Origin of the sequence: Pseudomonas sp. GM41(2012) (assembly GCF_000282315.2) — a bacterium.
Classification (GTDB): Bacteria; Pseudomonadota; Gammaproteobacteria; order Pseudomonadales; family Pseudomonadaceae; genus Aquipseudomonas.
Genome location: NZ_AKJN02000007.1, coordinates 363,512 through 388,732, shown reverse-complemented (window position 1 = coordinate 388,732; position 25,221 = coordinate 363,512). Strand labels below are relative to the sequence as shown.

Annotated in this window: 25 protein-coding genes and 1 pseudogene; 10 read left to right on the top strand and 16 right to left on the bottom strand. The window is 60.2% G+C overall.

Translation table 11 applies throughout. The features are described 5' to 3' along the window. Positions 1 to 56: 56 nt before the first annotated feature. The gene (locus tag PMI27_RS12715; protein ID WP_008150311.1) at positions 57 to 1,955 is read right to left on the bottom strand and encodes a cytochrome c/FTR1 family iron permease; all 1,899 of its coding nucleotides are present in this window, start codon (positions 1,953 to 1,955) and stop codon (positions 57 to 59) included. A gap of 166 nt (positions 1,956 to 2,121) precedes the next feature. On the opposite strand from PMI27_RS12715, the gene PMI27_RS12720 reads away from it, so the two are divergent. From PMI27_RS12720 to PMI27_RS12735, 4 genes are read left to right on the top strand one after another with little or no spacing between them, the layout of a single operon-like run. Continuing rightward, the gene (locus PMI27_RS12720) at positions 2,122 to 3,519 is read left to right on the top strand and encodes a COG3014 family protein (RefSeq protein ID WP_008150309.1); all 1,398 of its coding nucleotides are present in this window, start codon (positions 2,122 to 2,124) and stop codon (positions 3,517 to 3,519) included. Between the two features lie 12 nt (positions 3,520 to 3,531). Further along, positions 3,532 to 3,906: a YcfL family protein gene (locus PMI27_RS12725; protein WP_008150307.1), complete on the top strand. Its 375-nt coding sequence runs from the start codon at positions 3,532 to 3,534 to the stop codon at positions 3,904 to 3,906. Between the two features lie 23 nt (positions 3,907 to 3,929). Continuing rightward, on the top strand, positions 3,930 to 4,520 hold the full coding sequence (gene lpoB / locus PMI27_RS12730; RefSeq protein WP_008150305.1) for a penicillin-binding protein activator LpoB: 591 nt from the start codon (positions 3,930 to 3,932) through the stop codon (positions 4,518 to 4,520). Positions 4,521 to 4,523: 3 nt separating this feature from the next. Then, complete coding sequence (locus PMI27_RS12735) at positions 4,524 to 5,267, top strand: hypothetical protein (protein WP_008150303.1); 744 nt, start codon at positions 4,524 to 4,526, stop codon at positions 5,265 to 5,267. Positions 5,268 to 5,321: 54 nt separating this feature from the next. Here the strand turns inward: PMI27_RS12735 and PMI27_RS12740 are convergent, their stop codons facing one another. From PMI27_RS12740 to PMI27_RS12750, 3 genes are all read right to left on the bottom strand, one after another. Beyond that, positions 5,322 to 5,954: a LysE family transporter gene (locus tag PMI27_RS12740; RefSeq protein ID WP_008150302.1), complete on the bottom strand. Its 633-nt coding sequence runs from the start codon at positions 5,952 to 5,954 to the stop codon at positions 5,322 to 5,324. A gap of 165 nt (positions 5,955 to 6,119) precedes the next feature. Next, entirely contained in the window at positions 6,120 to 6,701 is a 582-nt protein-coding gene (locus tag PMI27_RS12745) for a mechanosensitive ion channel family protein (protein ID WP_008150300.1), read from the bottom strand. After that, entirely contained in the window at positions 6,701 to 8,611 is a 1,911-nt protein-coding gene (locus PMI27_RS12750) for an ATP-binding cassette domain-containing protein (RefSeq protein ID WP_008150298.1), read from the bottom strand. The genes PMI27_RS12745 and PMI27_RS12750 overlap by 1 nt, the downstream gene beginning before the upstream one ends. 50 nt (positions 8,612 to 8,661) lie before the next feature. Between PMI27_RS12750 and PMI27_RS12755 the strand changes: the two genes are divergently transcribed. Next, entirely contained in the window at positions 8,662 to 9,126 is a 465-nt protein-coding gene (locus PMI27_RS12755) for a TIGR02444 family protein (protein WP_008150296.1), read from the top strand. Here the strand turns inward: PMI27_RS12755 and PMI27_RS12760 are convergent. After that, on the bottom strand, positions 9,123 to 10,319 hold the full coding sequence (locus tag PMI27_RS12760) for an AlgP family protein (RefSeq protein ID WP_008150295.1): 1,197 nt from the start codon (positions 10,317 to 10,319) through the stop codon (positions 9,123 to 9,125). The two genes, PMI27_RS12755 and PMI27_RS12760, sit on opposite strands and share 4 nt — an antisense overlap. Positions 10,320 to 10,511: 192 nt before the next feature. Here PMI27_RS12760 and PMI27_RS12765 point away from each other — a divergent pair, with 192 nt between their 5' ends. Continuing rightward, on the top strand, positions 10,512 to 11,177 hold the full coding sequence (locus tag PMI27_RS12765) for an FKBP-type peptidyl-prolyl cis-trans isomerase (protein ID WP_008150293.1): 666 nt from the start codon (positions 10,512 to 10,514) through the stop codon (positions 11,175 to 11,177). Positions 11,178 to 11,240: 63 nt separating this feature from the next. On the opposite strand, the gene PMI27_RS12770 is transcribed toward PMI27_RS12765, so the two are convergent. The 8 genes and pseudogenes from PMI27_RS12770 to PMI27_RS32505 all read right to left on the bottom strand — a co-directional run. Beyond that, entirely contained in the window at positions 11,241 to 11,699 is a 459-nt protein-coding gene (locus tag PMI27_RS12770) for an Rsd/AlgQ family anti-sigma factor (protein ID WP_033053386.1), read from the bottom strand. A 179-nt stretch (positions 11,700 to 11,878) separates the two neighbouring features. Next, complete coding sequence (locus tag PMI27_RS12775) at positions 11,879 to 12,430, bottom strand: disulfide bond formation protein B (RefSeq protein ID WP_008150289.1); 552 nt, start codon at positions 12,428 to 12,430, stop codon at positions 11,879 to 11,881. Between the two features lie 229 nt (positions 12,431 to 12,659). Beyond that, positions 12,660 to 13,898 carry a heme biosynthesis protein HemY gene (locus PMI27_RS12780; RefSeq protein WP_008150287.1) on the bottom strand — a complete coding sequence of 413 codons (1,239 nt, stop codon included), beginning with the start codon at positions 13,896 to 13,898 and terminating at the stop codon, positions 12,660 to 12,662. After that, complete coding sequence (locus PMI27_RS12785; protein WP_008150284.1) at positions 13,895 to 15,049, bottom strand: uroporphyrinogen-III C-methyltransferase; 1,155 nt, start codon at positions 15,047 to 15,049, stop codon at positions 13,895 to 13,897. Before PMI27_RS12785 ends, PMI27_RS12780 begins: the two co-directional genes overlap by 4 nt. Positions 15,050 to 15,065: 16 nt before the next feature. Beyond that, positions 15,066 to 15,833: a uroporphyrinogen-III synthase gene (locus PMI27_RS12790; RefSeq protein WP_008150282.1), complete on the bottom strand. Its 768-nt coding sequence runs from the start codon at positions 15,831 to 15,833 to the stop codon at positions 15,066 to 15,068. After that, positions 15,830 to 16,771 (bottom strand): hydroxymethylbilane synthase, encoded by a 942-nt coding sequence (gene hemC / locus PMI27_RS12795; protein ID WP_008150280.1) that lies wholly within the window; start codon positions 16,769 to 16,771, stop codon positions 15,830 to 15,832. The genes PMI27_RS12790 and hemC overlap by 4 nt, the downstream gene beginning before the upstream one ends. A gap of 137 nt (positions 16,772 to 16,908) precedes the next feature. Continuing rightward, positions 16,909 to 17,655 (bottom strand): LytR/AlgR family response regulator transcription factor, encoded by a 747-nt coding sequence (locus PMI27_RS12800; RefSeq protein WP_008150278.1) that lies wholly within the window; start codon positions 17,653 to 17,655, stop codon positions 16,909 to 16,911. Next, positions 17,652 to 17,974 (bottom strand): annotated as a pseudogene (locus PMI27_RS32505) (sensor histidine kinase); the annotation flags it as partial. The pseudogene PMI27_RS32505 and the gene PMI27_RS12800, both read right to left, overlap by 4 nt. 140 nt (positions 17,975 to 18,114) lie before the next feature. Here PMI27_RS32505 and argH point away from each other — a divergent pair. Further along, positions 18,115 to 19,509, top strand: a complete 1,395-nt coding sequence (gene argH, locus PMI27_RS12805) for an argininosuccinate lyase (RefSeq protein ID WP_008150277.1) — start codon at positions 18,115 to 18,117, stop codon at positions 19,507 to 19,509. Positions 19,510 to 19,602: 93 nt separating this feature from the next. Here the strand turns inward: argH and PMI27_RS12810 are convergent, their stop codons facing one another. Beyond that, the gene (locus tag PMI27_RS12810) at positions 19,603 to 20,262 is read right to left on the bottom strand and encodes a glutathione S-transferase family protein (RefSeq protein ID WP_008150276.1); all 660 of its coding nucleotides are present in this window, start codon (positions 20,260 to 20,262) and stop codon (positions 19,603 to 19,605) included. 124 nt (positions 20,263 to 20,386) lie between these two features. On the opposite strand from PMI27_RS12810, the gene PMI27_RS12815 reads away from it, so the two are divergent. The 3 genes from PMI27_RS12815 to PMI27_RS12825 all read left to right on the top strand — a co-directional run bounded on the left by PMI27_RS12815 (position 20,387) and on the right by PMI27_RS12825 (position 24,302). Continuing rightward, positions 20,387 to 20,671 carry a hypothetical protein gene (locus PMI27_RS12815; protein WP_008150274.1) on the top strand — a complete coding sequence of 95 codons (285 nt, stop codon included), beginning with the start codon at positions 20,387 to 20,389 and terminating at the stop codon, positions 20,669 to 20,671. A 332-nt stretch (positions 20,672 to 21,003) separates the two neighbouring features. After that, positions 21,004 to 21,249, top strand: a complete 246-nt coding sequence (locus PMI27_RS12820; RefSeq protein WP_008150272.1) for a TIGR02647 family protein — start codon at positions 21,004 to 21,006, stop codon at positions 21,247 to 21,249. A gap of 206 nt (positions 21,250 to 21,455) precedes the next feature. After that, positions 21,456 to 24,302, top strand: a complete 2,847-nt coding sequence (locus tag PMI27_RS12825; protein WP_008150270.1) for a class I adenylate cyclase — start codon at positions 21,456 to 21,458, stop codon at positions 24,300 to 24,302. Positions 24,303 to 24,307: 5 nt separating this feature from the next. Here PMI27_RS12825 and rnk read toward each other — a convergent pair whose 3' ends face one another. Next, entirely contained in the window at positions 24,308 to 24,718 is a 411-nt protein-coding gene (gene rnk, locus PMI27_RS12830; RefSeq protein ID WP_008150268.1) for a nucleoside diphosphate kinase regulator, read from the bottom strand. Between the two features lie 283 nt (positions 24,719 to 25,001). Further along, entirely contained in the window at positions 25,002 to 25,220 is a 219-nt protein-coding gene (locus tag PMI27_RS0229510) for a DUF1289 domain-containing protein (protein WP_033053385.1), read from the bottom strand. Position 25,221: the final 1 nt, after the last annotated feature.

The window sequence follows — 25,221 nt, the reverse complement described above, 5'->3', positions numbered from 1 at the left end:
GGAGCAAGCGGTGCGGCGGTCCGACTTGCCCGCGATTGTGAGCGCAGCGAATGCTGTTAAGAAACCTGCACCCGCCGCTTCTCCGCCAGCCGACTACGGCTATACAGCACGATGATCGCAATAATCGCCACCGCCTGCGCACTCAGCGAATACGCGTCAGCGTGGATCCCCAGCCAGTCGAAGTCAAAGAACGGCACCGGCCGGGTGCCGAAAATCCCGGCTTCCTGCAACGCCTTCACGCCATGCCCGGCAAACACCACCGACAACGCACACAACAGACCGGCGTTGATACTGAAGAACAACGACAGCGGCAATTTCGCCGAACCGCGCAGGATCACCCAGGCCAGACCCACCAACAAAACCAACGCCGTCGCACCACCCGCCAGTACCGCGTTATGGCCCGCCGGACCTGCCTGCAACCACAGGGTCTCGTAGAACAGAATCACTTCAAACAGTTCGCGATACACCGAGAAGAACGCCAGCGTCGCAAACCCGAAACGACCACCGCCGCCTACCAGGCTGCTCTTGATGTAATCCTGCCAGGCCGCCGCGTGACGACGATCATGCATCCACACGCCGAGCCAAAGCACCATGACCGCAGCGAACAACGCCGTCGCACCTTCCAGCAATTCCCGTTGCGAGCCGCTGACATCGATCACGTACGCCGCCAGCGCCCAGGTCCCCAGACCGGCCAGCAGCGCCAAGCCCCAACCGACGTTGACGCTGCGCACCGCTGATTGCTGGCCGGTATTACGCAGGAACGCGAGGATTGCCGCCAACACCAGAATCGCTTCCAGGCCTTCGCGCAACAGAATCAACAAACCGGAGATGTAGCTCAGGGACCAACTCAAGCCATCGCTGCCCAGCAGGCCGGCAGATTCCTTCAATTTGGCCTTGGCCGCGTCCAGACGCTGCTGGACCTGAGCCACCGGCAAACCGTCCTGCAACGACTGACGGTAAGCCATCAGCGATTTCTCAGTGTCTTTGCGCACGTTGGCATTGACGTTATCCAGAGAACTTTCGACCAGTTCGAAACCCTCCAGATACGCCGCCACCGACAGGTCATAGGCCTGATCGTGATCACCGGCACGGTAGGCGAAGAGGCTCTTGTCCAGGGTCGCGGCGGTGTAGTCGAGCAACTGTGCCGGGCCACGCTTGACCTGCGGCGGTTGCGCCCGCTGCGCACGGAAGGTCGCCGCCGCTTGCGGCCCCTCGGCAACCTGCACTTCTGCGGGAGTCTGACGGGCCAGGTCGGCAATGTTGTAGGTCTTCTCGGCTTTTGCAGCAGCCGGATCGTCGCTGAAGCTGGCGATGTAGGTTGCCAGGTCCCAACGCTGACGATCGTCCAGCTGATCGGCGAAGGCCGGCATGTCGGTGCCTTCGACACCGAGGCCCAGGGTGCTGTAGATCGCGTAGAGGCTCAGGTGATCCAGCCGCGCCGCATCACGCAGATTGGACGGCGGCGGCGTCAAACCAACGCCCGCCGGGCCATCCCCGGCACCCGCGTCGCCGTGGCACACCGAACAATGCTGAGCGTACAGCGGCGCACCACGGGTCGGATCCGGCGTAATGATCGGCGCCTGGCTGACTTCATAGGTCACCGCCAGCTTCGCGCCGAGTTGCCGTGCCTGACGGGCGACGTCCGCGCCGTCTTGTCGCGCAGCAATGGCGTTGCGCAGCGTGCTGACGCCCTGCTCCAGTCCGGCTTTTTCTGGCTTGGGCGGCATCGTGGCAATCAAGCCTTGTAGCGCCTTGGTAAATTCCAGCTGCTCTTGGTATTCGGATTCATTGATGACCTTGCCCGCTTGCACCGTTTCCGGGTAATCCGCACCGATGTAATCGAGCAAATGCAGCGCTTGTGGCGCGCCTTCAACCGTGTCGGCCAGCAGGTTGAAACTGCACAGGGCAAACAACGGCAACATCAGCCAGGCCAGGAAACGGGACGGGGCAGTCATGAATGAATCTCAAATGGAAATACGAAGTAACACATTGTTCACTCCCAATGCGTTTCACTCAAGCTTTGTCTGCGACGGCCGCTGAGGTAGAGGAACAAAGTGCCATCATCCAAGTCTATAATTTGCCGCCTCATGGCGGCTTATTTTCAAGGAAGACACACAGCAAATGGCTACCCGCCTGCGCTTCATGTTTGTACTCAGTACGTGCCTGCTACTGAGCGGCTGCCCCACCATGCGCGACTACAACGCGGAGCTGGGAGAAACACTCGAGTATTTCAAGGCCGGGCAGCTCGACGGTGCGGTTGCCGTACTCGACCGCAACAATCCCATTCCCCCGGGCGACTTGCTTTACCACTTTGAAAAAGGCGAATTGCTGCGCCTCTCCGGCAATGTCCCCGACAGTTATCAACATTGGGACTACGCCGACCGGTTGATCGAAGGGTGGGACAATTCGCCCATGTTCGTCCCCTTCAAAAAATTCACCGAGTTCAACAGTTACAGCGCCAACGACAAGGTGCGCTTATACGATGGCTACGATTTCGAGAGAGTCGCCCTGACCACGCAAATGGCCCTGATGATGCTCTCCGGCTCTGAAACGGAACTGGCGCGCGTCATGATCAAGAAAACCCACGAGCGCGAAGCAACCATTGCCGACAAACGTGACAAGCAATACCTGGAACTGGAAAACCAGGCGAAGGAAGAAGGGGCCGCGATGAAATTCCAGGACCTTCAGGGCTACCCGGTAGCGACCCTCGACGCCCCCGAAGTGATCGCGCTGAAGAACAGCTACCAGAGTGCGTTCAGCCATTACCTCGCCGGCTTCATTTATGAATCTTTGAACGAGAAAGACCTCGCCGCGGCGGGCTATCGCCAGGCCATCGAGCTGCGCCCCAATACGCCGCTGCTCGAACAAGCCTTGCGTAACCTGGCCAAATCCCCGTTGAAGGCGGGCGAGGTCGACGTTCTGCTGATCGTGCAAACCGGCCTGGCGCCGGCGCGCAGCTCGGTGCGCGTGCCGATTTCGGTGGACGTCGAAGGTGAAACCTACATCACCAACATGTCGTTCCCGATCCTCGTCCCCGACACCTCCACGCCACCGGTGGACTTCATCATGGTGGACGGCAAAAAACACAAGCTGACATTGCTCAACAGCTTTGGTGATATGTCGCGTCGCACCTTGCGTGATGACATGCCGGGTATTATCCAGCGCACGCTCCATCGTGCCCGGTCCAATGTCGAATACCTGGCCTATCTGAAAAAGCACAGACCCGAAAAGCTTGAGGAAACGCTCCTGCAGCAGCTTCAACGCGAGGATGCCGATACCCGCGGCTGGCGTACGTTGCCGGACAAGACACTGGTCGCCCGCCTGCGGCTCAAGAAAGGCCTGCACCAAGTGACGCTGCCCAACGTGCCGGACGCTGAACCGGACAGGTTCAAGCTGGATCAGACACATCAAGCCTTCAGCCTACGCGCGGTGGGTGACCGTCGATTCGTCGCCGATGTTGCCCTGCAGCTCGATACCCTTCCTGCACCGCAGGCTGCAATCAGCCCTGCCCAACCCTGAACGGAGATTTTCATGGGATTGAAATGCTTCGCCGTTGTCGCGCTGGCCCTGTTGGCCGGTTGCGCCTCCCCGCCACCTGCGCCGGAACCGGGCAGTGCCGCCAGCAAAGTCATGGCCACCGGACCGATCGAGAACGTGGCCATCGGCCCGATGCGCATGGCCAGGGAAAACGGCTTCCTGACAGTCAACACGCAGTTGAGCAACACCGACACCCACAACCGAACGCTGTATTACCGCTATCTTTGGCTAGGACCGGAAGGCTTTCCCGTTGCCGAAGCCGACACCTGGAAAAGCCTGACCCTGTATGCCGAGCAGACCAGCTTCCTGCCGGCCATCGCTCCCGTGCCCCAAGCCGTGGATTTCCGCCTGGAGATCAATACGCCGTGAACCGACCACTTGAGACCTTGCCCATGTTTGTACGCGTTTCGCTCCTTGCCCTGGCTGCGCTGCTGATCGGTGGCTGTGCCGAAAACCGCTCGCCGGTATTGGGCAGTGGCAACATCAGCTATGGCGACCCGAAAGCCGTGGAATTGGTCACCAACGAGTTCGGCTCGACCGACCTGCAGATGATCGCGCAAAGCATGACCCGTTCCCTGGCCCAGTCCGGCGTTCTGAAAGGTCGCCCGGTGGTTCAGGTGTACGACGTGATGAACAAGACCAGCGAGTACATCGACACCCGGGAAATCACCACGTCGATCAAAACGCAGCTGATGCACTCCGGCACCGCGCGTTTTGCCAGCGACAACACCGATATGCAAAGCCAGGTTGATCAGCTCAAGCTGCAAAACCAGAGCGGCCTGTACAAGAAAAGCACCGTGGCCAAAACCGGCAACATGATCGCCGCCCGATATCGTCTGGAAGGCTCGATCAGCTCCATCGTCAAGCGCAGCAACGATTACAAGGACGTCTTCTACAAATTCAGCCTGCAATTGATCGACGTCGAAAGCGGGCTGGCGGAGTGGATGGACGAGAAAGAAATCCGCAAGACCACGGAGCGCTGAGCAATGCGTGCATGGATTGGCATCATGGCTCTGGCTTGCGCCGTTGGCGCCCAGGCAGCCCCAAAAATCGCGGTGACCGACTTGGCTTACGAAGCGAGCGTGGACCAATACGTTCACGTGATCTCGGCCCGGGACAATCATCAGCAGGACTATTACGGCACCAGTGGCTCGTCCAGTTATGACGAGTACACGACGCAGAACAGCTATCTGGAACAGACCGAAATCAGGCGTTTCAGTGGTGACATCAAAGGTCAGATGCTCAAGACCGGGATGTTCCAGCTGATTCAGGGCACGCCCTACACCACCAGCGCTAAAAGCGATGTGTATGACGTAATCGAACGCATCAAGGCCGGCCACTTCAAGGGTGCCGACTACGTGCTGTTCGGCACGCTGTCGGACATCGACTTCACCCAGGACATGAACGAGCTGGCCAATACCGACAGCTATTCGGCAGTGCTGGCACTGACCTTGGTGGCCGACTTCAGCCTGATCAACACCAGGACTTACGAGATAACGTCAGCCTTTACCGCCATGGGCGAGGCTCAGGACACCAAACTGGTGAACGACCGGGATATCCACGTTTCATTGAACCGCCCGCGGGTGGTGCGTGAAGTTTCCCGGTCTCTGGGCGAGGATGTTGCTCGACAATTGAGCGAACAGCTCGGGGATGGAAGTTATGAGCCGTCAGGACAACCGGAGCCGCGCAATGACCTGCCACCGGATACCGCGCCGGTCATCCTGCGCTGATCCGTGAAACAAAAAAGGCGACACCAAGGGTCGCCTTTTTTGTGCCTGACGGCTTTACACCACGGCTTTGCGAAGGGTCGCCATGAATGCCGCCGCACCAATGAACAGCCCGGCAAACGTGCGGTTCATGCGTCTCTGCTGTTTGGGCGTGCGCAACATCCGCAGCACCTTCGATGCAAGTCCGGTGTAGCCGGCCATGACGATCAGGTCGACGCAGATCATGGTCACACCAAGGATCAGGTACTGCGCCACCAGCGGCGCATGCGGATCAATGAATTGCGGCAGCACCGCGAGCATGAACACCAACGCCTTGGGGTTGCTGACGTTCACCAGGAAACCCCGGAACACCAGCGCCATCGGCTTGCCGATTTGCCGGACAGCCGCGTCGTCGCTCATATCATGCGGTAGCGCGCGCCATTGCTTGACCGCCAGGTAGACCAGATAGGCCACACCAAACCATTTGATCGCATAGAAAGCGGTGGCCGAAGCCGCGAGGATTGCACCGACACCGGCGGCGACAATCGCAATCTGTAACGCCAGACCCAGTTGCAGGCCCAGGGCGTTCCAATAACCGCGCCAGAAACCGTATCGCAGACCGCTGGACATCGACGCAATGGCGCCGGCACCGGGAGACAGACTGATCACCCAGCAGGCGGCAAAAAACGCCAGCCATGTTTGAAGCACCATCGCACACCTCGACTCAGACTCGTGACAGACGTCTAAGCTAATGCGGCTTTGGGCCGATGACTACCGATTTTTTGCAGGACAGAGTTGAAGCCGACCAGCGTTTACAGCTATAGGGCCTGCTCGCGATGACGATTTATCAGACAACCTCTATGCAAGAGGTAACGACTATTTTTCGAACCCATTGGACGGAAACACATCCGTACCGCGCCAGCGTCGAACCGAGCGCTGGAAGAACAGGCTGTTGGGCACTTGCACCATGGCGCTGCCGGTGCCGAGTTCTTCGGCTTCGATCAGCGTGGTGTAGAGCAGGTTGATCGCAACGACCCGGCCTTTGACGCCGGGCTTGTCGGTGGTGTCCACCAACTCGACCACATCACCGATCCGAAATGGGCCGACGGTGAAGATCAGGATTGCGCACAACAGATTCGAGAGCACACTCCACATGGCGAAGAACGCCACTGCCGCTACCGCGACAAACCCGGACAACGCGGTCCAGAGCACCGTCGCCGAAACGCCGAGGCGTTCCAGGACGAAGATCAGCGCGCTGCCCATGATCAGCCAGCGCAAACCACCACGCAGCGGCATCAGCAACTGCGGCGGCAACGGATAGCGCTCGCCCAGACGCGTCAGGCACTTGGCCACGAAGCGCTGAGCGATGTAGCCCGCCAACAAGATCAGCAGGATTTGCCCAAAGAGCCACAGAGGCTCAATCCACACGGCAGACAATGGCAGCTTGAAAGCTTCCATCAAGACAGAGCCTCCAGCTCCGCCTGCATGCTTTCAAGCAATTCCAGCGCTTCCATCCAGGCTTCTTCCAGCTCGGCTTCACGGACCTTCAGCTTGGCCTGTTCGGCCAGCAGATCACGCAAGTCGTTCTTGCGCGCAGGCTCGTAAATGTCGCTGTCGCCGAGGCTGGTATCGATCTTCGCCAGTTTCTCGTGCAGCTTGCCAAGCTCAGCTTCGAGCTTGTCAGCCTCGCGCTTGTGCGGTGCAAGTTGCTGACGCAACGCGGCCGCCGCCTGGCGCTGGGCCTTCTTGTCGGTCTTGTCCGGATTGACCGGTGTAGTGCTGACCGGGGCGTTGCGCTGACGGTAGTCCACCAGCCAACGGGTGTAGTCTTCCAGGTCGCCGTCGAACTCCTCGACCTTGCCGTCCGCCACCAGATAGAAATTGTCGGTGGTGCTTTTGAGCAAATGGCGATCGTGGGAGACTACCAGTACCGCGCCACTGAATTCCTGCAGGGCCATGGTCAGCGCCAGGCGCATTTCCAGGTCCAGGTGGTTGGTCGGTTCGTCGAGCAGCAACAGGTTCGGCCGGCCCCAGGCGATCAACGCCAGCGCCAGGCGGGCCTTTTCGCCACCGGAGAAATTCAGCACCGGCTCATCGATACGCGCGCCGCGGAAGTCGAAACCACCGAGGAAGTCGCGCAGCGTCTGCTCGCGCTCGGTCGGCGCCAGGCGCTGCATGTGCAGCAGCGGGCTGGCCTTGGAGTCGAGCGAGTCCAGCTGATGTTGGGCGAAGTAGCCAACGACGGTGTTCTCGCCACGGGTCAGACGGCCGGACAACGGCTCGAGTTCACCGGCAAGGTTTTTGATCAGGGTCGATTTACCGGCACCGTTCGGGCCAAGCAAACCGATCCGCGCACCGGGGATCAGTTGCAGCTTGACCTTCTCCAGCACGGCTCGCTCGCCGTAACCCAGTCGGGCGTCGGAGAGGTCAATCAACGGGCTGGAGATTTTCACTGATTCGCGGAAAACGAAATCGAATGGCGAATCGACGTGGGCGGCGGACAGTTCTTCCATCCGCTCCAGCGCCTTGATCCGGCTCTGGGCCTGACGGGCCTTGGTGGCCTGGGCCTTGAAGCGGGCGATGTAGCTTTCCATGTGCGCACGTTGCGCCTGCTGCTTCTCGTAGGCCTGCTGTTGCTGGGCCAGACGTTCGGCGCGAGCGCGTTCGAAGGCGCTGTAACCACCGCGATACAGGGTGATCTTGCGCTGATCGACGTGGGCCACGTGATCGACCACGGCATCGAGGAAGTCCCGGTCGTGGGAAATCAGCATCAAGGTGCCGGGATAGCTTTTGAGCCATTCTTCGAGCCAGATGATGGCGTCGAGGTCCAAGTGGTTGGTCGGTTCGTCGAGCAACAACAAGTCCGAGGGACACATCAAAGCCTGCGCCAGGTTCAGACGCATCCGCCAACCACCAGAGAAATCTCCTACCTGGCGATCCATCTGTTCATTGGTGAACCCAAGGCCGGCCAGCAACTTGCGGGCCCGGGCGTCGGCGGTGTAACCGTCGGCGCTGTCGAGTTCCGAGTGCAGGCGGGCCTGAGCGGTACCGTCATGGGCCGCTTCGGCTGCCGCGAGGTCGCGTTGCACCTCGCGCAGGCGCAGGTCGCCATCGAGCACATAGTCGACCGCCACCCGATCGAGGGTGTCGATCTCCTGGCGCATGTGGGCGATGCGCCAGTCCGCCGGCAAGAAGCAATCACCCGAGTCCGGGTGCAGGTCACCCAGAAGCAAGGCGAACAGGCTCGATTTGCCGGCGCCGTTGGCACCGATGAGGCCGGCTTTGTGGCCGGCGTGCAGGGTCAGCTCGGCGTCTTCTAGCAGACGTTGCGGGCCACGCTGTAAAGTCAGGTTCTGAAGTCGAATCATAATGGCGGCGGAGTCTACCAGCTTCGCTCGCAACTGGCGCGAGTAGCACTATGTCCTCTGACCTGTGGAGCTTTTCCCTTAGTACTTACGCCCGTCCCGGCGTTGAACCCGCATGCCTGCAATTGCAGTCGGCGGATATCAATGTGTGCTTGCTGCTCTGCGGGCTGTGGCTGGGAGAACGTGGCGTCACCTGTAACGAACACCGATTGCAGCAACTGCGTAGCGTGGCCGAGCCGTGGGACGCAGAGGTGGTGCGCCCGCTGCGAGCCTTGCGGGTGAATTGGAAAGTCGTCGCCGAAGTCGATGGCGAACTGAATGCCTTGCGCGAGCAAGTGAAGGCACTCGAACTGGAAGCCGAGCGACATCTGTTGGTGCGACTGGAGAGAACGGCGCAAAGTTGGCCGCAGGGTGACGCGACCGATCTATCGGCCTGGCTGGAAGGTGTGACGGCAGGCGCCGTCCACCTGGACCGCGACGCGCTGCATCAGCTGCGCGTCGCGGCAACCGGCACTTAGGAAGCGCTGGTTGGGGGGGTTGCTGCGATCGACGCGGCGGCCGGCGTTGGCGCTTGCGGCGTTGTCGATGTGGCTGCTGCTAAAGCAGACGTTGCCGCCGGAACCGGGTTGGCTGGCTTGGCAACTGGCGCGGCGGCCGGCTTGGCGGCAACAGGCTTGGCAGCGGGTTTGGCTGCAGCAGGTTTTGCAGCGCTGGCGGTGGCCGGCTTGGCAGCAGCGGCAGGTTTAGCCGCAGCAGGTTTTGCAGCTGGTTTAGCGGCTGGTTTTGCAGCAGCTTTTACCGCCGGCTTAGCGGCTGGTTTTGCAGCAGCTTTTACCGCCGGTTTTGCAGCTGGTTTTGCAGCAGCTTTAGCCGCCGGTTTTGCAGCAGCTTTTACCGCCGGCTTAGCGGCTGGTTTTGCAGCAGCTTTAGCCGCGACAGGTTTGGCAGCCGGCTTGGCCGCAGGTTTCGCCGCAGCAGTTTTGGCAGCGGGTTTGGCTGCAGGTTTAGCGGCCGTTTTTGCTGCTGGTTTGGCTGCTGGTTTTGCTGCGGCAGTTTTCGCCACGGCTGGTTTTGCAGCAGCCGTTTTTGCAGTGGCTGGCTTGGCGGCAGCAGGCTTGGCAGCCGTCGTTTTAGCAGCCGGTTTCGCAGCGCTGGCAGCGACTGGTTTTCTCGCTGCAGGTTTTGCTGCTGGTTTTGCTGCGGCTTTCACCGGTGCTTTGGCGGCCGGTTTGGCAGCAGGCTTGGCCGGTGCTTTTGCAGCAGCCGGTTTGGCAGCGGCTTTCTTGGCAGGAGCCGCAGCAGGCTTGGCCGAACGCAGGGACAACGCCTTGCCGACAGCCTCTTGTACACGACCGACGCCCTGGGCCAGTTTCAGGCTTTCTTGAGCATCGCGCTTGAGTTGCAGAATGTAGCTGCGAGTTTCGGATTGACGATCCTTGAGCGCATCGAGCAAGTCCTCAAGCTCCTTCACCGCACCCTTGGCTTTGGCTTGTGCCTTGGCCTTGCCGGCCGCCGCAGCGTCCTGCAATTTGGTACGGGACTTGTGCAGTTTTTCTTGCGCTTTTCCGCGTTGCTTTTCCAGTTTGGCGAGCAGTTTTTCAGCATCAGCCAAGGCTTGGGAGCAAGCGTTTTCCAGGTGCTCGAGCAAGCTGCCCGAGAGTTGTTGGAGTAAGTGCAACGGAGTATTTACAGGCTTCTTGGTGGCCGACATGGTTTACCTCCTGGCTGACGTGGGTGCGGCTCATACTAGACCTCTGCTGCTACCGCCGCTAGGGCATGTTGACAGTATCCAAAGCGCGACGTTGCAACGGATTGAAATTCTTCTGCGCTTGCGCAAAACCAGTTCACCGTCGAGCGCATTCACACTGGCATAATCCCCCGCATCTCAGGTCGGAGAGTGCCCATGTCGCGCTACCTTTTTTTATCACTGTGCGTGTTTTTTTCCGTGGCCCAGGCCGCCGAAAAAACCAAAGAAAATGACACTCATGATCTCTCTTACAGCCTGGGCGCAAGCCTCGGCGAACGCCTGCGCCAGGAGGTTCCCGATCTGCAACTTCAGGCGCTGATCCAAGGCTTGCAACAAGCTTATCAAGGCAAACCCCTGGCGCTGAAAGATGAGCAGATCGAACAGATTCTTGCCGAGCACGAAGCCCAGGTCGCCTTGCAACCGAGCACGCCGCAAAGCGAAATCGCACTCGAAAAAGAGCAGGCTTTTCTCGCCGAGGAAAAAGCCAGACCGGGCGTTCGTGAGCTGGCCGATGGAATATTGCTAACGGAGTTGGCGCCAGGCGCGGGTGCCAAAGCTGGCCCCAACGGCAAAGTCCAGGTGCTGTATATCGGTCGCCTTCCCGACGGCACGGTGTTCGATCAGAACAGTCAGCCGCAGTGGTTCAGTCTCGACAGCGTGATCAGCGGCTGGCGCAGCGCGTTGCAGCAAATGCCGGTCGGTGCGAAATGGCGCCTGGTGATTCCATCGGCCGAAGCCTATGGCGCCGAGGGTGCCGGCGACCTGATTGCGCCGTTCACACCCCTGGTATTCGAAGTCGAACTGCGCGGTGCCACAGGCTGAATACCGGAAACGAAAAACGGCGCGCATAGCGCACCGTTTTTGGAGGTCTTGCAGGAAGGGGGTTCAGGCCTGAACCGGGTCCTCTTCCTTGTGAGCGGTGTGCAGCACTTCGATCAGGCAGTCTTCCAGTTCGAAGCGCTCGTGCAACAGGCCACCCAACTCTTTGAATTTCTCTGCCACGCATTGACCTGCATCACACAGGTCGTTGAACGCGAGCAGCTTCTCGGTGATGACGTCGATGCGAGGGTAGATGGTCTCGGCCAGCTCGAGCCCGCGAGTGTCACCAAACGCTTTGGCTTCGCCGGTCAGCTGTTCGTAGATCTCGAAGTGCCCGGCAGACACGTAATCGACCAGCACGCCGCAGAATTCCTGCAACGGCTTACGGTTCTCACCCAGTGCCTCAGGCTTGGCGCCGAGAGCATCATAGGCCCGAACCAGTTCGTGACGCTCCTGCAACCAGCGATCGATCAGCAGATGCACTCCACCCCAACGTTCCTGAGCATTCTGACAACTTTCGAGCATGGTGATCTCTCTTCCCTTGTGGGTCATGCTGCCCTACACCCGTCGCCACACTTGAAGGTCAAGTATCGGCCAGGCAGAGCGTCATTCGAGCAACACAATTCCAATGACACGTGCGGGCCAGATTATGCCCGCGCGACAATGGCTTCAAGGTACGCAGGAGATAAAGTTCATACAAGTGTTTAATCACCTGCCAGCGCCCGGTGCGACGAACCGCCGCTGAGCGGTCGCAGACAGGCTTTCCAGACAAGTCGCAGCAACTGGTAAATACCTAAAATCGTCATCGCCATGAAGAGCAGCAGGCTCCACTCAGGAATGCTCAGGTCGAACAGTGTCCAGGAAATCTCCGCGCACTCTGCCTCCCCTTTAAACATCTGCGTCACTTGGCAAAACCAGGGCATGTCCTCGTACTGAACAGCCAGATCAGGCGGGCACGTCATCAGCCGATGCGTTGGATCGCTCTGCAGCAAAACCTGCCGCCACGCCGTGACCGTACCCGCCAGACTGCAAAATAGCCCGAGCATCCAATACAGGAAAGACCCGAAGCGGCCCGGCCCATGCACCGAAGCCACCAGGCAAATACCCGTGAGCAACGCGAGGCAAAAGCGCTGCAACAGGCACAACCCGCAAGGCTTGAGGCCGACCGCATATTCCAGGTAATAAGACACGCCCAGGACCAGGGCACCTGCAATGAAAGCCATGAAAAACAAGGAGCGTGAGCAGGCCAAAGACATGGCATTTCCGTAACAGTAGAGACAGGCGGTTACGGTAGAGGAAAGCGCTGCAGCCTTTCAAGGCAGGCCAGCGGGGACACTTCAACAGAAGTGTAGGGAATTCCCGACAGGAACGAGAGGATTAGGTGTAGTCCCCTGTAGGACTTTGCCGTTGATGGACTACAAAGGTAAAATCCCGACAGTTTGCAGGCGACTGGATCGCTCCTTCGAGCGACCCGTCAACCACTCTTCAAGCGTGAACAGGAACCGGCAACGGTGCCGCCAGCAAGCGCTCGTCCAGCAAGACCAAGCCCTCCTGGAACAAGTGATTGCTGCGCTCGGTGTCACCCAGCTGCGCCAGCAGCCGCGCCAGTTCCGCGCAGGCTTCCGGGTTGCGCTGCACTCGCAGGCTGCTCTCCAGATAGTCCCGGGCCTTGCCCCAAAGGCTGCTTTGCAGACACAAGCGCCCCAGGGTCAGCAACAGGCTCGGATCGGCCGGATGATCCTTGAGCCAGCCCTCGGCCGTGTGCAGTTGACGTGCCGGATCGCTACCGCGAACGAGTCCGTAGAGGCGCGCCAGATGACTGTCGTAGTTGCGCTTGAGCGCCGTTCGCAGGATCTCTTCGGCCTCGACCTGAGCACCCAGTTGCCGAAGTTGCTCGGCATAAGCGAGCACCAGTTGCGGCTCCTGACGCTGAGCTGAGGTCAACTGCTGCCAGGCGCGATTGAGCGATTGCAAGCCGACCGTCCCGTCTTCTTCCTGATGCGCCGCCAGGGACAGGTTCTCACCCCAGGCCCGGCGTTCCAGTTCGGCCAGTTCGGCCGGTGGCAGGACCTTGTCCTTGCGCAGCTCCGGCAGCAGACGAATCACGGCCGACCAGTCGCCCCGCTGTTGGTGCAAGCGCTGCAACTGGCGCAAGGTCTGGACGTTATGAGGATGACGCTCGCGCATGGCTTGCAGGGTCACCAGGGCGCCGTCGGTATCGCCGCGATCAGTCTGTAATTGCGCGTGGCTCAGGGCAATCGCCAACTCTGCCTGGGGTTGTCGCTCAAGAGCGCGCTCCAGCAGGTTGTCGCTTTCCTCATATTGACCTTGTTCGTTCGCGGCCCTGGCAGCGCCGAGGTAGTAAAGCAAAGGCAGGCGCTCGGCTTCCGCAGCCCGATGCAGATGGCGCTGCGCACTGGCCCAGCGACCTTCGGCCAGATCCAGTTGACCGTGTTCAATCGCCACCTGCACTCGGCGACTGCGATTGCGCCGCGACCACGGATTGACCACACCGCTGGAAGTCGTCACCAATTCGATCAACGCCTTGATGCCCCAGAACACCAGCCAGAGCACGGCAACCAACGCCAGGGTTGCCCACAGGCTCGATTCGTAACGGAAGCTTTTATAGGCGATCAGCACGTAACCGGAATGCTCGGCAATCGCCAGCCCGAGCGCGGCAGCAGCGGCGATCACCAGGAACACGATCACATAGAGGCGTTTCATGGCGTCGCCTCCTGCGCAGTGTCCGCGGCAGGTTTGGCCATCGGTTTGATCGAGTCCTCGGCGTTGACGTTACGCCGCTCCAGATACCCCTGAACCGCACTCAGCGTGCCGGTCAGGTCTGGCGTGACAACGGTGACCGGTTGCTTGCTCAACTCGCCAACCTGCTCAAGCATCACTTTGCTCTGAGGGTTGTCCGGGTTGAAGTTGCCCTTGAGCACGTCCCGCGCTTCGGCCAGCGCCTGGGTATAAACCGCGGCCTGGCCATTGAGTGCGGCCCATTGCGCCTGCTCCAGCGCCAGGCTCAGGGCCAGGCGCACCTGGCTCAGGCTCTGCCCGGCCAGCAACGGACGCACATTCTTGTCGGCGTTGAAGTCGATGCGGATGTAGCGCGAGACCTGATCCCACCATTGCGCCCAACGACTGGCGCCATCGCCATCAGCGGTGAGACCCAGCAGGGATTCGCCACGGTCCTTGTACTCGGGTGCCAACTCGGTGAGGCTGATCACCTGATCGCGCAGCGCCCCCAGTCGCAGGAACAGACCGGTGCGATCCGGCTGTTGGGTGCTACGCAATGCCACCAGTGTTTTGGCCACTTGCTCGCGAGCGGCAAAGGAACCCGGGTCATTCTGTTCGCGCAGAATTTCATCGGCGCCCTGCACCAAAGCCTGGGCACTGCTGATGTCCTGCAACGCGGAAAGACGCAGGCTGGCCAGACGCAGCAGGTGCTCGGCCTCGGCCAGACGCCAATCCTTGCGGCTGGCGCCGAGAACCGTTTCCAGACGTTGATTCAAGCGCTGCTGATCGCCTTGAAGTTGAGTGACCAAACGACTGCGCGCATCGAGCTCGGCGGCGGCAGGCATCTGCTCCAGGCGAGCAGTCAGGCGTTGCTCATTGAGCTTCAGGTCCTGTGCCTGATCGTTCAATGCCTGGACCTGACTCAACTGCAGTTGAGTATTGGCTTGCAGGTGACGCACCTGCCAGACTCCCCAACCGCCCACGGCGACACCGGCAGCGCCCAGCAGCAGCGCGACGATTGCCAGCCCATTGCCTCGGCGCTGCACTGCAGCAGGTGGCCCGGTTTCAACCGGTGCTTCAACCGGTGCATCGAGCACTGGCTTGACGTCATCTTTAGGCAAGGCTGTTTCGCTCACGTATCCATCCTTTGCATTAGAGAACGGGTCCGGGATGCTCCCGCAACGCCGTCAGCAAAGCCGCGGCACTGGCGCCACGACAATCCACAACTGTTTGGGCCCCGGCGGCACGTGCCAGCTCGGCGACCCTGGGGCTTGGAACAAACAACGGCAACCGCGCCAATTGCGGCCAGGCATCGCCGGCCAATTGATGCAGGTGCTCAAAACCCTGTCCACTGCTGACCACCAGCCCGTTCAAGCGTTCCGCTTCGATCCGGTCAGGCAGCGCTGCCGGCGGGTACTGCGGCAGGTCGCGGCGGTACAACTCCAGATACTCGACACTAGCACCAAGCTCGCGCAAACGCTCAGCCAGCAACTCGCGCCCGCCCTCCCCACGCATGATCAGCACGCGTGGAGCGGGCCGCGCGATTGCCTCGCGCAACTGAGGAAGTTCAAGCAAGGCTTCGCTGTCATCGCCCTCCACCGGAAAGCTGATGTCCAACCCGCGATCCTCGAGGATCTGCGCGGTGGCGGCCCCCACGCTGAACCACTTCAAACGAGGGGGTTGCGGCCGATACCTGTCGAGCAGATCCAAGGCAATTCTGGCGGCCGGCTTGCTGACCACGATCACCGCGCAATAGCGATCCAGTCCCTGAATCATCTCGCGCATTGTGTCAGAAGCAGGAATCGGCTCGATCTCCAAAAGCGGCAAACTGCTGCTGAAAATCCCCTTTTCGGCCAAAAGACTGCTCAGCGCCGCCGACTCATCCGCGGGACGCGTCAGCAGCAGGCGCCAACCCGTCACTCGTGACCTGCCTCGCCGTAGACTGCTTTCAGAATGTCGTTGGCGCCTTGACTCAACAGGTCTTCAGCCACTTGCACGCCCAAGGCTTCGGCGTCGCTACGTGGCGCACGAGCCTCGGCGCTGAGCAGCAGACCGCCGTTCGGATCACCGACAAGACCCCGCAACCAGATCTGCTCGCCTTCAAGCACGGCATAGCAGGCGATCGGCACTTGGCAGCCGCCATTCAAATGTTTGTTGAGAGCACGTTCGGCGGTCACGCGGGTGGCGGTGTCCTGATGGTGCAGCGGTGCCAACAGCGCGTGAATTTCGCTGTCGACGCTGCGGCATTCGATACCCACCGCACCTTGGCCACCGGCCGGCAGACTGTCGTCGACGCTGATGGCCGAGGTAATCCGATCTTCAAAGCCGAGACGAATCAGGCCGGCGGCGGCGAGGATAATGGCGTCGTATTCACCGGCATCGAGCTTGGCCAGGCGCGTGTTGACGTTGCCGCGCAGGAAGCGAATTTCCAGGTCCGGACGACGGGTCAGCAACTGGGCCTGACGGCGCAGGCTGGAGGTGCCGACGATGCTGCCTTGCGGCAATTCGTCCAGGCTGGCGTAGGTGTTGGAGACGAATGCATCGCGCGGGTCTTCGCGCTCACAGATGCAAAACAGACCGAGACCTTCAGGGAAGTCCATCGGCACGTCTTTCATCGAGTGCACTGCGATGTCGGCTTCGTTTTCCAGCAGCGCGGTTTCCAGTTCTTTGACGAACAGGCCCTTGCCGCCGATTTTCGACAGTGGCGAGTCGAGCAACTTGTCACCGCGACTGACCATGGGCACCAACGTCACGAGCAGACCCGGATGGGCCTCTTCCAGACGGGCTTTGACGTATTCGGCCTGCCACAGGGCGAGTGCACTTTTACGGGTGGCGATGCGGATTTCGCGAGAGGACATGGATCAATCCGTACTGAATAGATACGGCAGATAATAACAGCTCAGCCAAATCCACTTTGACTTGTATCAGAAACCGCGTGGCCTCCCTGGCCTCAGACATCCAGCAATCGGGATGAAACCCGCCCGAAAATGGCGGATTAAAGCTGTTGCATCATCTTGCGCACGCCCGCCACATGCCGTCGGCTGACGATCAGGGCGTCGCCGTTCAAGCCTTTGAGGAACAGCTGAAAATGCCCCAGAGGCGTGCGTTGCAGGCGTTCGATGCGCTCGCGAGCAACCAGCGCGTTGCGGTGGATTCGCACGAAGCGGTCACCAAATTCATCTTCAAGGGCCTTGAGCGGCTCATCCAGCAGCACTTCGCCGCCTTCGTGGCGCAAGGTCACGTATTTGTGATCCGCAATAAAGTAGACCACCTGACCCAACGGGATCAGTTCGATGCCTTTACGGGTACGGGCGCTGATGTGGCTGCGTGGGCCACTGCCACTTTCGGCTGCGGGACGGGTCAAGGCAGCGAGCTGTACACGATTGGGTCGCTCGGCTTTTTTCAATGCATCATGTAAATGTTCAGTTCGCACAGGCTTCACCAGATAGCCCACGGCGCTGGCCTGCAGGGCTTCCACGGCAAATTCATCGGGCCCGGTGCAAAACACCACGGCGGGCGGGGTTTCGCGTTCGCACAACCGTGCAGCCACTTGCAGGCCATCGAGGCCTGGCATGCCGATATCGAGCAGCACGATATCCGGTTTGTGGCTGTCGATCAGTGCCAACGCCTCATCGCCGTTCGTGGCGCTAGGCTCCAGGACACTGTATCCCTCGAGTTCGCCAACCATTCGGCTCAGGCGCTCGCGGGCAAGGGGTTCGTCATCAACGATCAGGACATTCATATTGCGCTGGATTCCTGCGTGAGTCTCGCACAAGGATAGCGTAGACAGGTGAAGTGACGTCCGTCACCGCGATCCACGCTAAGACTAGCGCGAGGGCCAAAAAGTGCCGCCCGACCGACGGCTAAATTTTCATCTGTCGTGCGTTTGGCGGCCCAGGCCCGCATTGGCGAGGCATCGCCGTAGGGTTTGTTGATACACAATACGAACACCCCCTCTTCTTATAGTCAGCTGCAGCGTCTGGAAGTGCGCTGGTCCTACTGTCCAACTGTAGACGGTTGCCGGCACGATATTGCTCAATTGAAAAATATCGTTGCGCAATTCCCCTCGGCATTGATTCGAGTATGGACCGCCACCTGAGAAAAAAACGTATCGACCAGTGTCAGCGACAGGATTGGCAACCCTGTTATTATCCGCGACAGCTTTCTACGCCATCTTTCTTCAGCCGACACGAGCGAATTCATGAGCACTGACAAGACCAATCAGTCCTGGGGCGGCCGCTTCAGTGAACCCGTCGACGCCTTCGTCGCCCGCTTCACCGCCTCCGTCACTTTCGACCAGCGCCTGTATCGCCACGACATCATGGGCTCGATCGCTCACGCCACGATGCTGGCCAAGGTCGGCGTGCTGACCGATGCCGAGCGCGACAGCATCACTGATGGCCTGAAGACCATCCAGGGTGAAATCGAGGCCGGCCAGTTCGACTGGCGCATCGACCTCGAAGACGTGCACATGAACATCGAGGCGCGTCTGACCGATCGCATCGGCGTCACCGGTAAAAAGCTGCACACCGGGCGCAGCCGTAACGACCAGGTCGCCACCGACATCCGCCTGTGGCTGCGTGACGAGATCGACCTGATCCTGAGCGAAATCACCCGCCTGCAAAAAGGCTTGCTGGAGCAGGCCGAGCGCGAAGCCGGTAGCATCATGCCGGGCTTCACCCACCTGCAAACCGCGCAGCCGGTGACCTTCGGGCACCACATGCTGGCCTGGTTCGAAATGCTCAGCCGCGACTACGAACGCCTGGTCGACTGCCGCAAACGTACCAACCGCATGCCGCTGGGCAGTGCCGCACTGGCCGGAACCACCTACCCGATCGACCGCGAATACACCGCTCAACTGCTGGGCTTCGACGCTGTGGGCGGTAACTCGCTGGACAACGTGTCCGATCGTGACTTCGCCATCGAGTTCTGCTCGGCCGCGAGCATCGCGATGATGCACTTGTCGCGCTTCTCCGAAGAGCTGGTGCTGTGGACCAGCGCGCAGTTCCAGTTCATCGATCTGCCGGACCGTTTCTGCACCGGCAGCTCGATCATGCCGCAAAAGAAAAACCCGGACGTCCCGGAGCTGGTGCGTGGCAAGACCGGTCGCGTATTCGGTGCACTGATGGGCCTGCTGACCCTGATGAAAGGCCAGCCACTGGCCTACAACAAGGACAACCAGGAAGATAAAGAGCCACTGTTCGACGCCGCCGACACATTGCGCGACTCGCTGCGGGCCTTTGCCGACATGATCCCGGCGATCAAACCCAAGCACGCGATGATGCGTGAAGCAGCCCTGCGCGGCTTCTCCACCGCCACCGACCTGGCCGACTACCTGGTACGTCGTGGTCTGCCGTTCCGTGACTGCCACGAAATCGTTGGCCATGCCGTGAAGTACGGCGTGGAAAGCGGTAAAGACCTGGCGGAAATGAGCCTGGAAGAGTTGCGCAAGTTCAGCGACCAGATCGATCAGGACGTGTTCGCCGTGCTGACCCTGGAAGGCTCGGTGAATGCCCGTGACCATATCGGCGGAACTGCGCCGGCACAGGTCAAGAAGGCTGTGGTTCGCGGCCAGGCGTTGCTCGCCAGCCGCTAAAAGCATCGCGGGCAAGCCTTGCTCCTAGGGATTCGCGTGATCCGTAGGAGCAAGGCGTGCCCGCGATGACATTCGCAAGAACGCTGCAAAAACCTACTTCTTGGACGCGACCATCGCCAAAAACGCTGGCATCGCCGCTTCCTTGTCCTTCGCAATCCGCTGCACATTCGGATTTTGCCCCAGACGCTCCAGCAGCGCCTTGGCCGCCGGCATCTCAGCCAGCAAATCCAGGTCAAACAGCTTCTGCGCCACCGCACAGGCCAACGGCACGCTGTAGAAGAAATACAAATCCGCAATGCTCAGGCTGTCGCCTGCCACATAAGGGGCGAACTTGCCGTGCCTGCCCAGTGAGGCAAACCCCAGCAGCAACTCGGCTTTGGTCTTTTCCTTGATCGCATCCGGCACAGTCATGCCGAAAAATGCTTCGGCGTAGCAGGCACGCCCCGGCAATTCGATGTACAGCTCGATTTCCTTGGCCAGTGCCAGGACCTGCGATCGCTCAAAGGGATCGCTTGGCAACAGTGGCGTGCCTTTCTGGCTTTGTTCGAGGAACTCGAGAATCACGCTGGTTTCGTTGACGAAACCCTGTTCGACGCCCAGCACCGGCACCTTCCCGCGCGGGCTGATGGCTAATGCCTCGGGGCTCGGCCCCGGGTGAAACATCACCTCTTCAAACGGCAGTCCCTTCTCGAGCAGCGCCAGCTTGACCATGTTGTAGTAGTTGCTGACGGAAAATCCATAAAGCTTGAGCATCACATAGCCTCCAGGCCGTGCGGGGTTGGCAGGTGCCTTTTATAGAACGCCGCGACGTTTCTTGCCAGCAGCATCACAGCGCTGAATGCAGGTAAACTGGCCGCCTTAACTTGAGGAGCCTGCCATGAGCGAGCCAACAGATATCGAGATCGACGAAGAAGAGTTCGCCGAAAACACCCTGGTCGAAGCCATCGAAAACCAGATCGAAAGCGACAACCCGCCAGCCGCCAAGGCGACCTTCAACAAGCTAACCCTGGTGGGTTACGAGCGTGAAGAAATCCTCAATCTGATGGCACACGTTCTGGCAGTGGAAATCGACGCAATCCTCGAAGAAGACCGCGCGTTCAATACCGAATGGTATGAAGCCGCGTTGCGTGCATTGCCAGAGTTGCCGCCCGAAAAGAAATAACCGCGCAGGCCCCTGTGGCGAGGGGGCTTGCCCCCGTTCGGCTGCGAAGCAGTCGCAAAGCTTTTGGGGCCGCTTCGCGACCCAACGGGGGCAAGCCCCCTCGCCACAGACGGCCGCTCCCTCGCCACAGAATCGGCTCCAACACAAATTGTCACCAATCGCTCCCGCCTTCCTCCAGCCCCTGACTACACTGAACCCACCCCGCTGCCGCACCACCCACCGGGGAATGCTTCCCAAGGCGAAAAAACCCTGTCGCGAGCACTGGACATGCCGCCCGAGTGGGATCACCTTAGGGACGCTGTCGTCCAATTCCTAGAAAGTCTGGAGTCCTTATGTCGCTTACCCCTGAGTTGGTTGCCGAACTGGAAATCCTCGCACTCTTCAACCTGGACAGTTCCCAGGAAGGTTTGAAAATTCATCAAACCGCTGCCCCGAAAGCCATTGCCGCCGCCCAAAGACTGTTCGACAAAGAACTGATCACCCAGCCAGATGGTGGTTATCTGACCAGCCTCGGTCGTGACGCCGCGCAAAATGTGCAAACCGTTCTGACCATTCTCAACGTCCGGGAAACTGCCTGAGCATTACCGTCGCGCCCACGGAAACCCCTGCTACGGGATTTCCGCGGGCACATTTCGTTACCTGCCCTGTTACCTGTCGTCGCCTCGCGATAAAAATCTGACGCCGGAAAAACAAAATCAGCTTAAAAGTCCTGGAGCCGAGGCGCTAAACTGCCCCTCATCCGCAGACATCCACGTCTGAGCCCCGCGAGCCGGTTTGAGCTGACATGACCCGCACCCATGAAATCCGCCCCGATCTGGACGAGGGAATCGACCGCAAGGTTCTCAGCCAGCTGCGCGCACGTTTTCTGAAGCTCAATGAAGGCCGCATGGCCCGCGCCATGGAAGGGTTGTCGACCCGCCAGCAAGCAGTGCTGACCTTGTTGCCGCTGTTTTTCCACGTCAATCATCCGCTGTTGCCGGGGTACGTTTCGGGCGGCACGCCGGCCGGGCTGTCGAATTACGAACCCGACGCCAACACCCTCGCCGAAGCCCAACGCCTGACCCGCTCGTTTTCCTATAAGCCCCGCCATGGCAGCAATCCGCCGCGACCGATTCACGGCCTGTTCCTGATGGGCAGCCTCGGCACCCTCGCCCAGGCCGACCGAAGCGACATGGACGTGTGGGTCTGTCACGGGCCGGACTTGAGCGAAAGCGAGCTCACTGAACTGCGCAAAAAATGCCAGCTTCTCGAAACCTGGGCGGCCAGTCAGGGCGCCGAGGCGCATTTCTTCCTGATCGACCCGACCCGTTTCGTACGCGGCGAACGTGATACCCAACTGAGCTCGGAAGACTGCGGCACCACCCAGCACTATCTGCTGCTGGACGAGTTTTATCGCACCGCGATCTGGCTGGCCGGACGCACGCCCATCTGGTGGCTGGTGCCCGTCTACGAAGAAGCGAGCTACGACCGTTACACCCACACGCTGATGTCCAAGCGCTTCATCCGTGCCGATGAAACCCTCGACCTGGGGCATCTGGCCTATATCCCGCCTGGCGAATTTATCGGTGCCGGGCTCTGGCAGTTGTTCAAGGGCATCGAGTCGCCGTACAAATCGGTCCTCAAGCTGCTGCTGATCGAGGTCTACGCCAGCGAACATCCCAAGGTCCATTGCCTGAGCCTGCGCTTCAAGCAAGCGGTGTTTGCCAATCGGCTCGACCTTGATGAGCTGGATCCCTACGTCGTGGTTTACCGGCGCATCGAGGAATACCTCACCGCCCGTGGCGAGCCGGAACGCCTGGAGCTGGTACGCCGGGCGTTGTACCTGAAGGTCAATCGCAAACTCACCGGCAGCAACAGTCGCACGCAGAGCTGGCAGCGTTCGTTGCTCAAACGCCTGGCCCACGAATGGCAGTGGGACCATCGTCAACTGGCGCTGCTCGATAGCCGCAGCCAGTGGAAAGTCCGTCAGGTCGGCTCTGAACGCAGGGCCTTGGTCAACGAGCTAAATTACAGCTATCGCTTCCTGACCCAGTTCGCCCGCAACGAACAGACCGTCAGCCTGATCAACAAGCGCGACCTCAACGTGCTGGGTCGACGGCTGTACGCAGCTTTCGAGCGCAAGGCCGACAAGGTCGAGTTCATCAACCCTGGCATCGCCCCGGATCTGGCCGAAGACACCCTCACGCTGGTGCACGCGCCGAACAAAAAAGAATCGGGTCAAACTCAGTGGGGGTTGTACAACGGCAGCCTGACGGCCCTCGAATGGGAACATTTCGCACCGATCAAGCGCAGCCGCCAATTGCTGGAACTGCTGACCTGGTGTCACCGCAATGGCGTGATCGACAGCAGCACTCGCCTGGCCTTGCATCCCGGCACCAGCGACCTGAGCGAGTTCGAACTGTTCAACCTGCTCGGCAGCCTGCAACAGAGCATCGTCCTGCCGCTGACGACCGTTGCCGAAGAACCGTTACTGCGCGCCAGCGTGCCGAGCGAAGTGCTGATTCTGGTGAACGTCGGCGTCGATCCACTCAAGCACCACCGCGACCTGAACATCCTGATGACCACCGAGCGCACCGACTCCCTGAGTTACGCCGGCGTCCGGGAAAACCTGGTACTGACCCTGGATCAGGTCACGCTCAACAGTTGGAACGAAGTGCTGGTCAGCCGCTTCGACGGCCCTCACGCGCTGCTCGACTGTGTGCGCGATTACCTCAACAACCTGCCCGGCGGGCTACAACAACCCACGTTGCGGGTTCGTTGCTTCTGCCACAACCGCGCGCAGTTTATCGCCCAGCGGGTTGAAGAGATCCTCGACACCGCGCAGAACCTGCTGTTGAGCAAACTCAATCATCGCTACCTGATTCAGGTCCAGCAGCACTACCACGTGTTGGAACTGGTGCCCGGCCAGGTCAATCATGTCGCCCTCGCCACGCTGCCGGCGCTGGTCGATTACCTGGGCGAAGAGCGGGCAAGCTACAGCCCGCTGCACCTGGACCCGATGGCACTGGAAGATCACGACCTGGCGCTGGTCCTGCCGATGGGCCAGCCCGATTGCATTCAGGTGTTCTACCGGATCAACGAATACCACGCCGACCTGTACGTGCTGGATGAATTCAATGCCCTGTGGCAGCAGCGCTTGCCCTATCACGACGAGCAAAGCCTGCTGGTGCCGCTGCAACGTTTCCTGCAATCGATCCAGTACCGGCGCGACGCCTTGCTGCCGATGGACGTCGCCCAGCCGCTGAGCCTGGACACCTTGTATTACCAACTGCTGCCCTCCGGCCCTGTACGGGCGCGTCGGGTCGAAGCTCGGCCAGCGCCGCAAACCCCGGTCAACAAACCGTTCTACGACGTGCAGGCGATTGTCGGCAAAGCAGCACCGGGACAGGTGCAGGTCACGTTGTATTGCAATCAGCGGGAATTTTCAGAGCTGGAACATGGCGACCGACTGTTCAGCGTGGTCGCCCGGGAAATCGTCGAGCAGCGCCGTGAAACCGAACGCTATCGCTGCTACATCACCGACCTGGACCTGTCGGGCCTGCTCGGTGATGGTCAGAGTTCAAGCATTTTGTATTTGCGCTACAAGGCTGACCTGGAGCGCGCATTGAACGAGGCGCTCGAGCAGGTCTGACGAGCTTATTCCGGAAAGTGACCGCCCTCGGCCGGCTGCCATTCAACTTCCAGCAGGGTCAGTTTGAGCGTCTTGCCGCCCGGTGCCGGCCAGTCGATGTGCTGACCCACCTTCAGGCCGAGCAGCGCGCTGCCCACTGGCGCCAGAATGGAAATCTTGCCTTCGTCGGCGTTGGCATCCTTCGGATAAACCAGCGTCAGGTGATAGTCCTTGCCACTGCCTTCTTCGCGGCAATGCACACGGGAATTCATGGTCACGACATCGGCGGGTACTTCATCGTGACCGACCAGGGTATCGGCGCGATCCAGTTCGGTTTGCAGCGCGATAACGCCCGGCAGCGTGTCATCCAGGCTGTCGATCAGGCGTTCCAGACGTTGTACGTCCAGACGGGTAAGAGTGATTGAAGGTGCGGTCATGATTTGGGCAGACTCCTTTCTTCTGCACAGAAAAAGCAAAACCCCGCCAGAAAAAGGCGGGGTTTTCACGAGCCTCGATGGGTTGAGGCGTATCTGGACACTATCACAGCTCAATAAATAAACAAGTGAGGCCGAGTGGCGCTTCAGACGTGTGGAAGAAAACCCTGTGGCGAGGGGGCTTGCCCCCGTTGGGTCGCGAAGCGCCCCCAAAAAAACTCACGACTGCTTCGCAGCCGAACGGGACGGTGCGGCGATCCGACAAGCCCCCTCGCCACAAAAGCCCTTATGCCAAGGTCTTGCGCTGTGTGGCCTGGGCGCAGATGACACGACGCCGATCGTCATCGGCCGAGCGCCATTCGCGGATGTCTTCGACATGGCGAAAACACCCAAGGCAGACCTTCTGCTCATCCAGCCGACACACGCCGCTGCACGGTGAAGCCACCGCCGGGCTGACATTGCTGTAGAGCGGTTTGGGCGGACGAACGGGCGCAGGCTGGGTCACG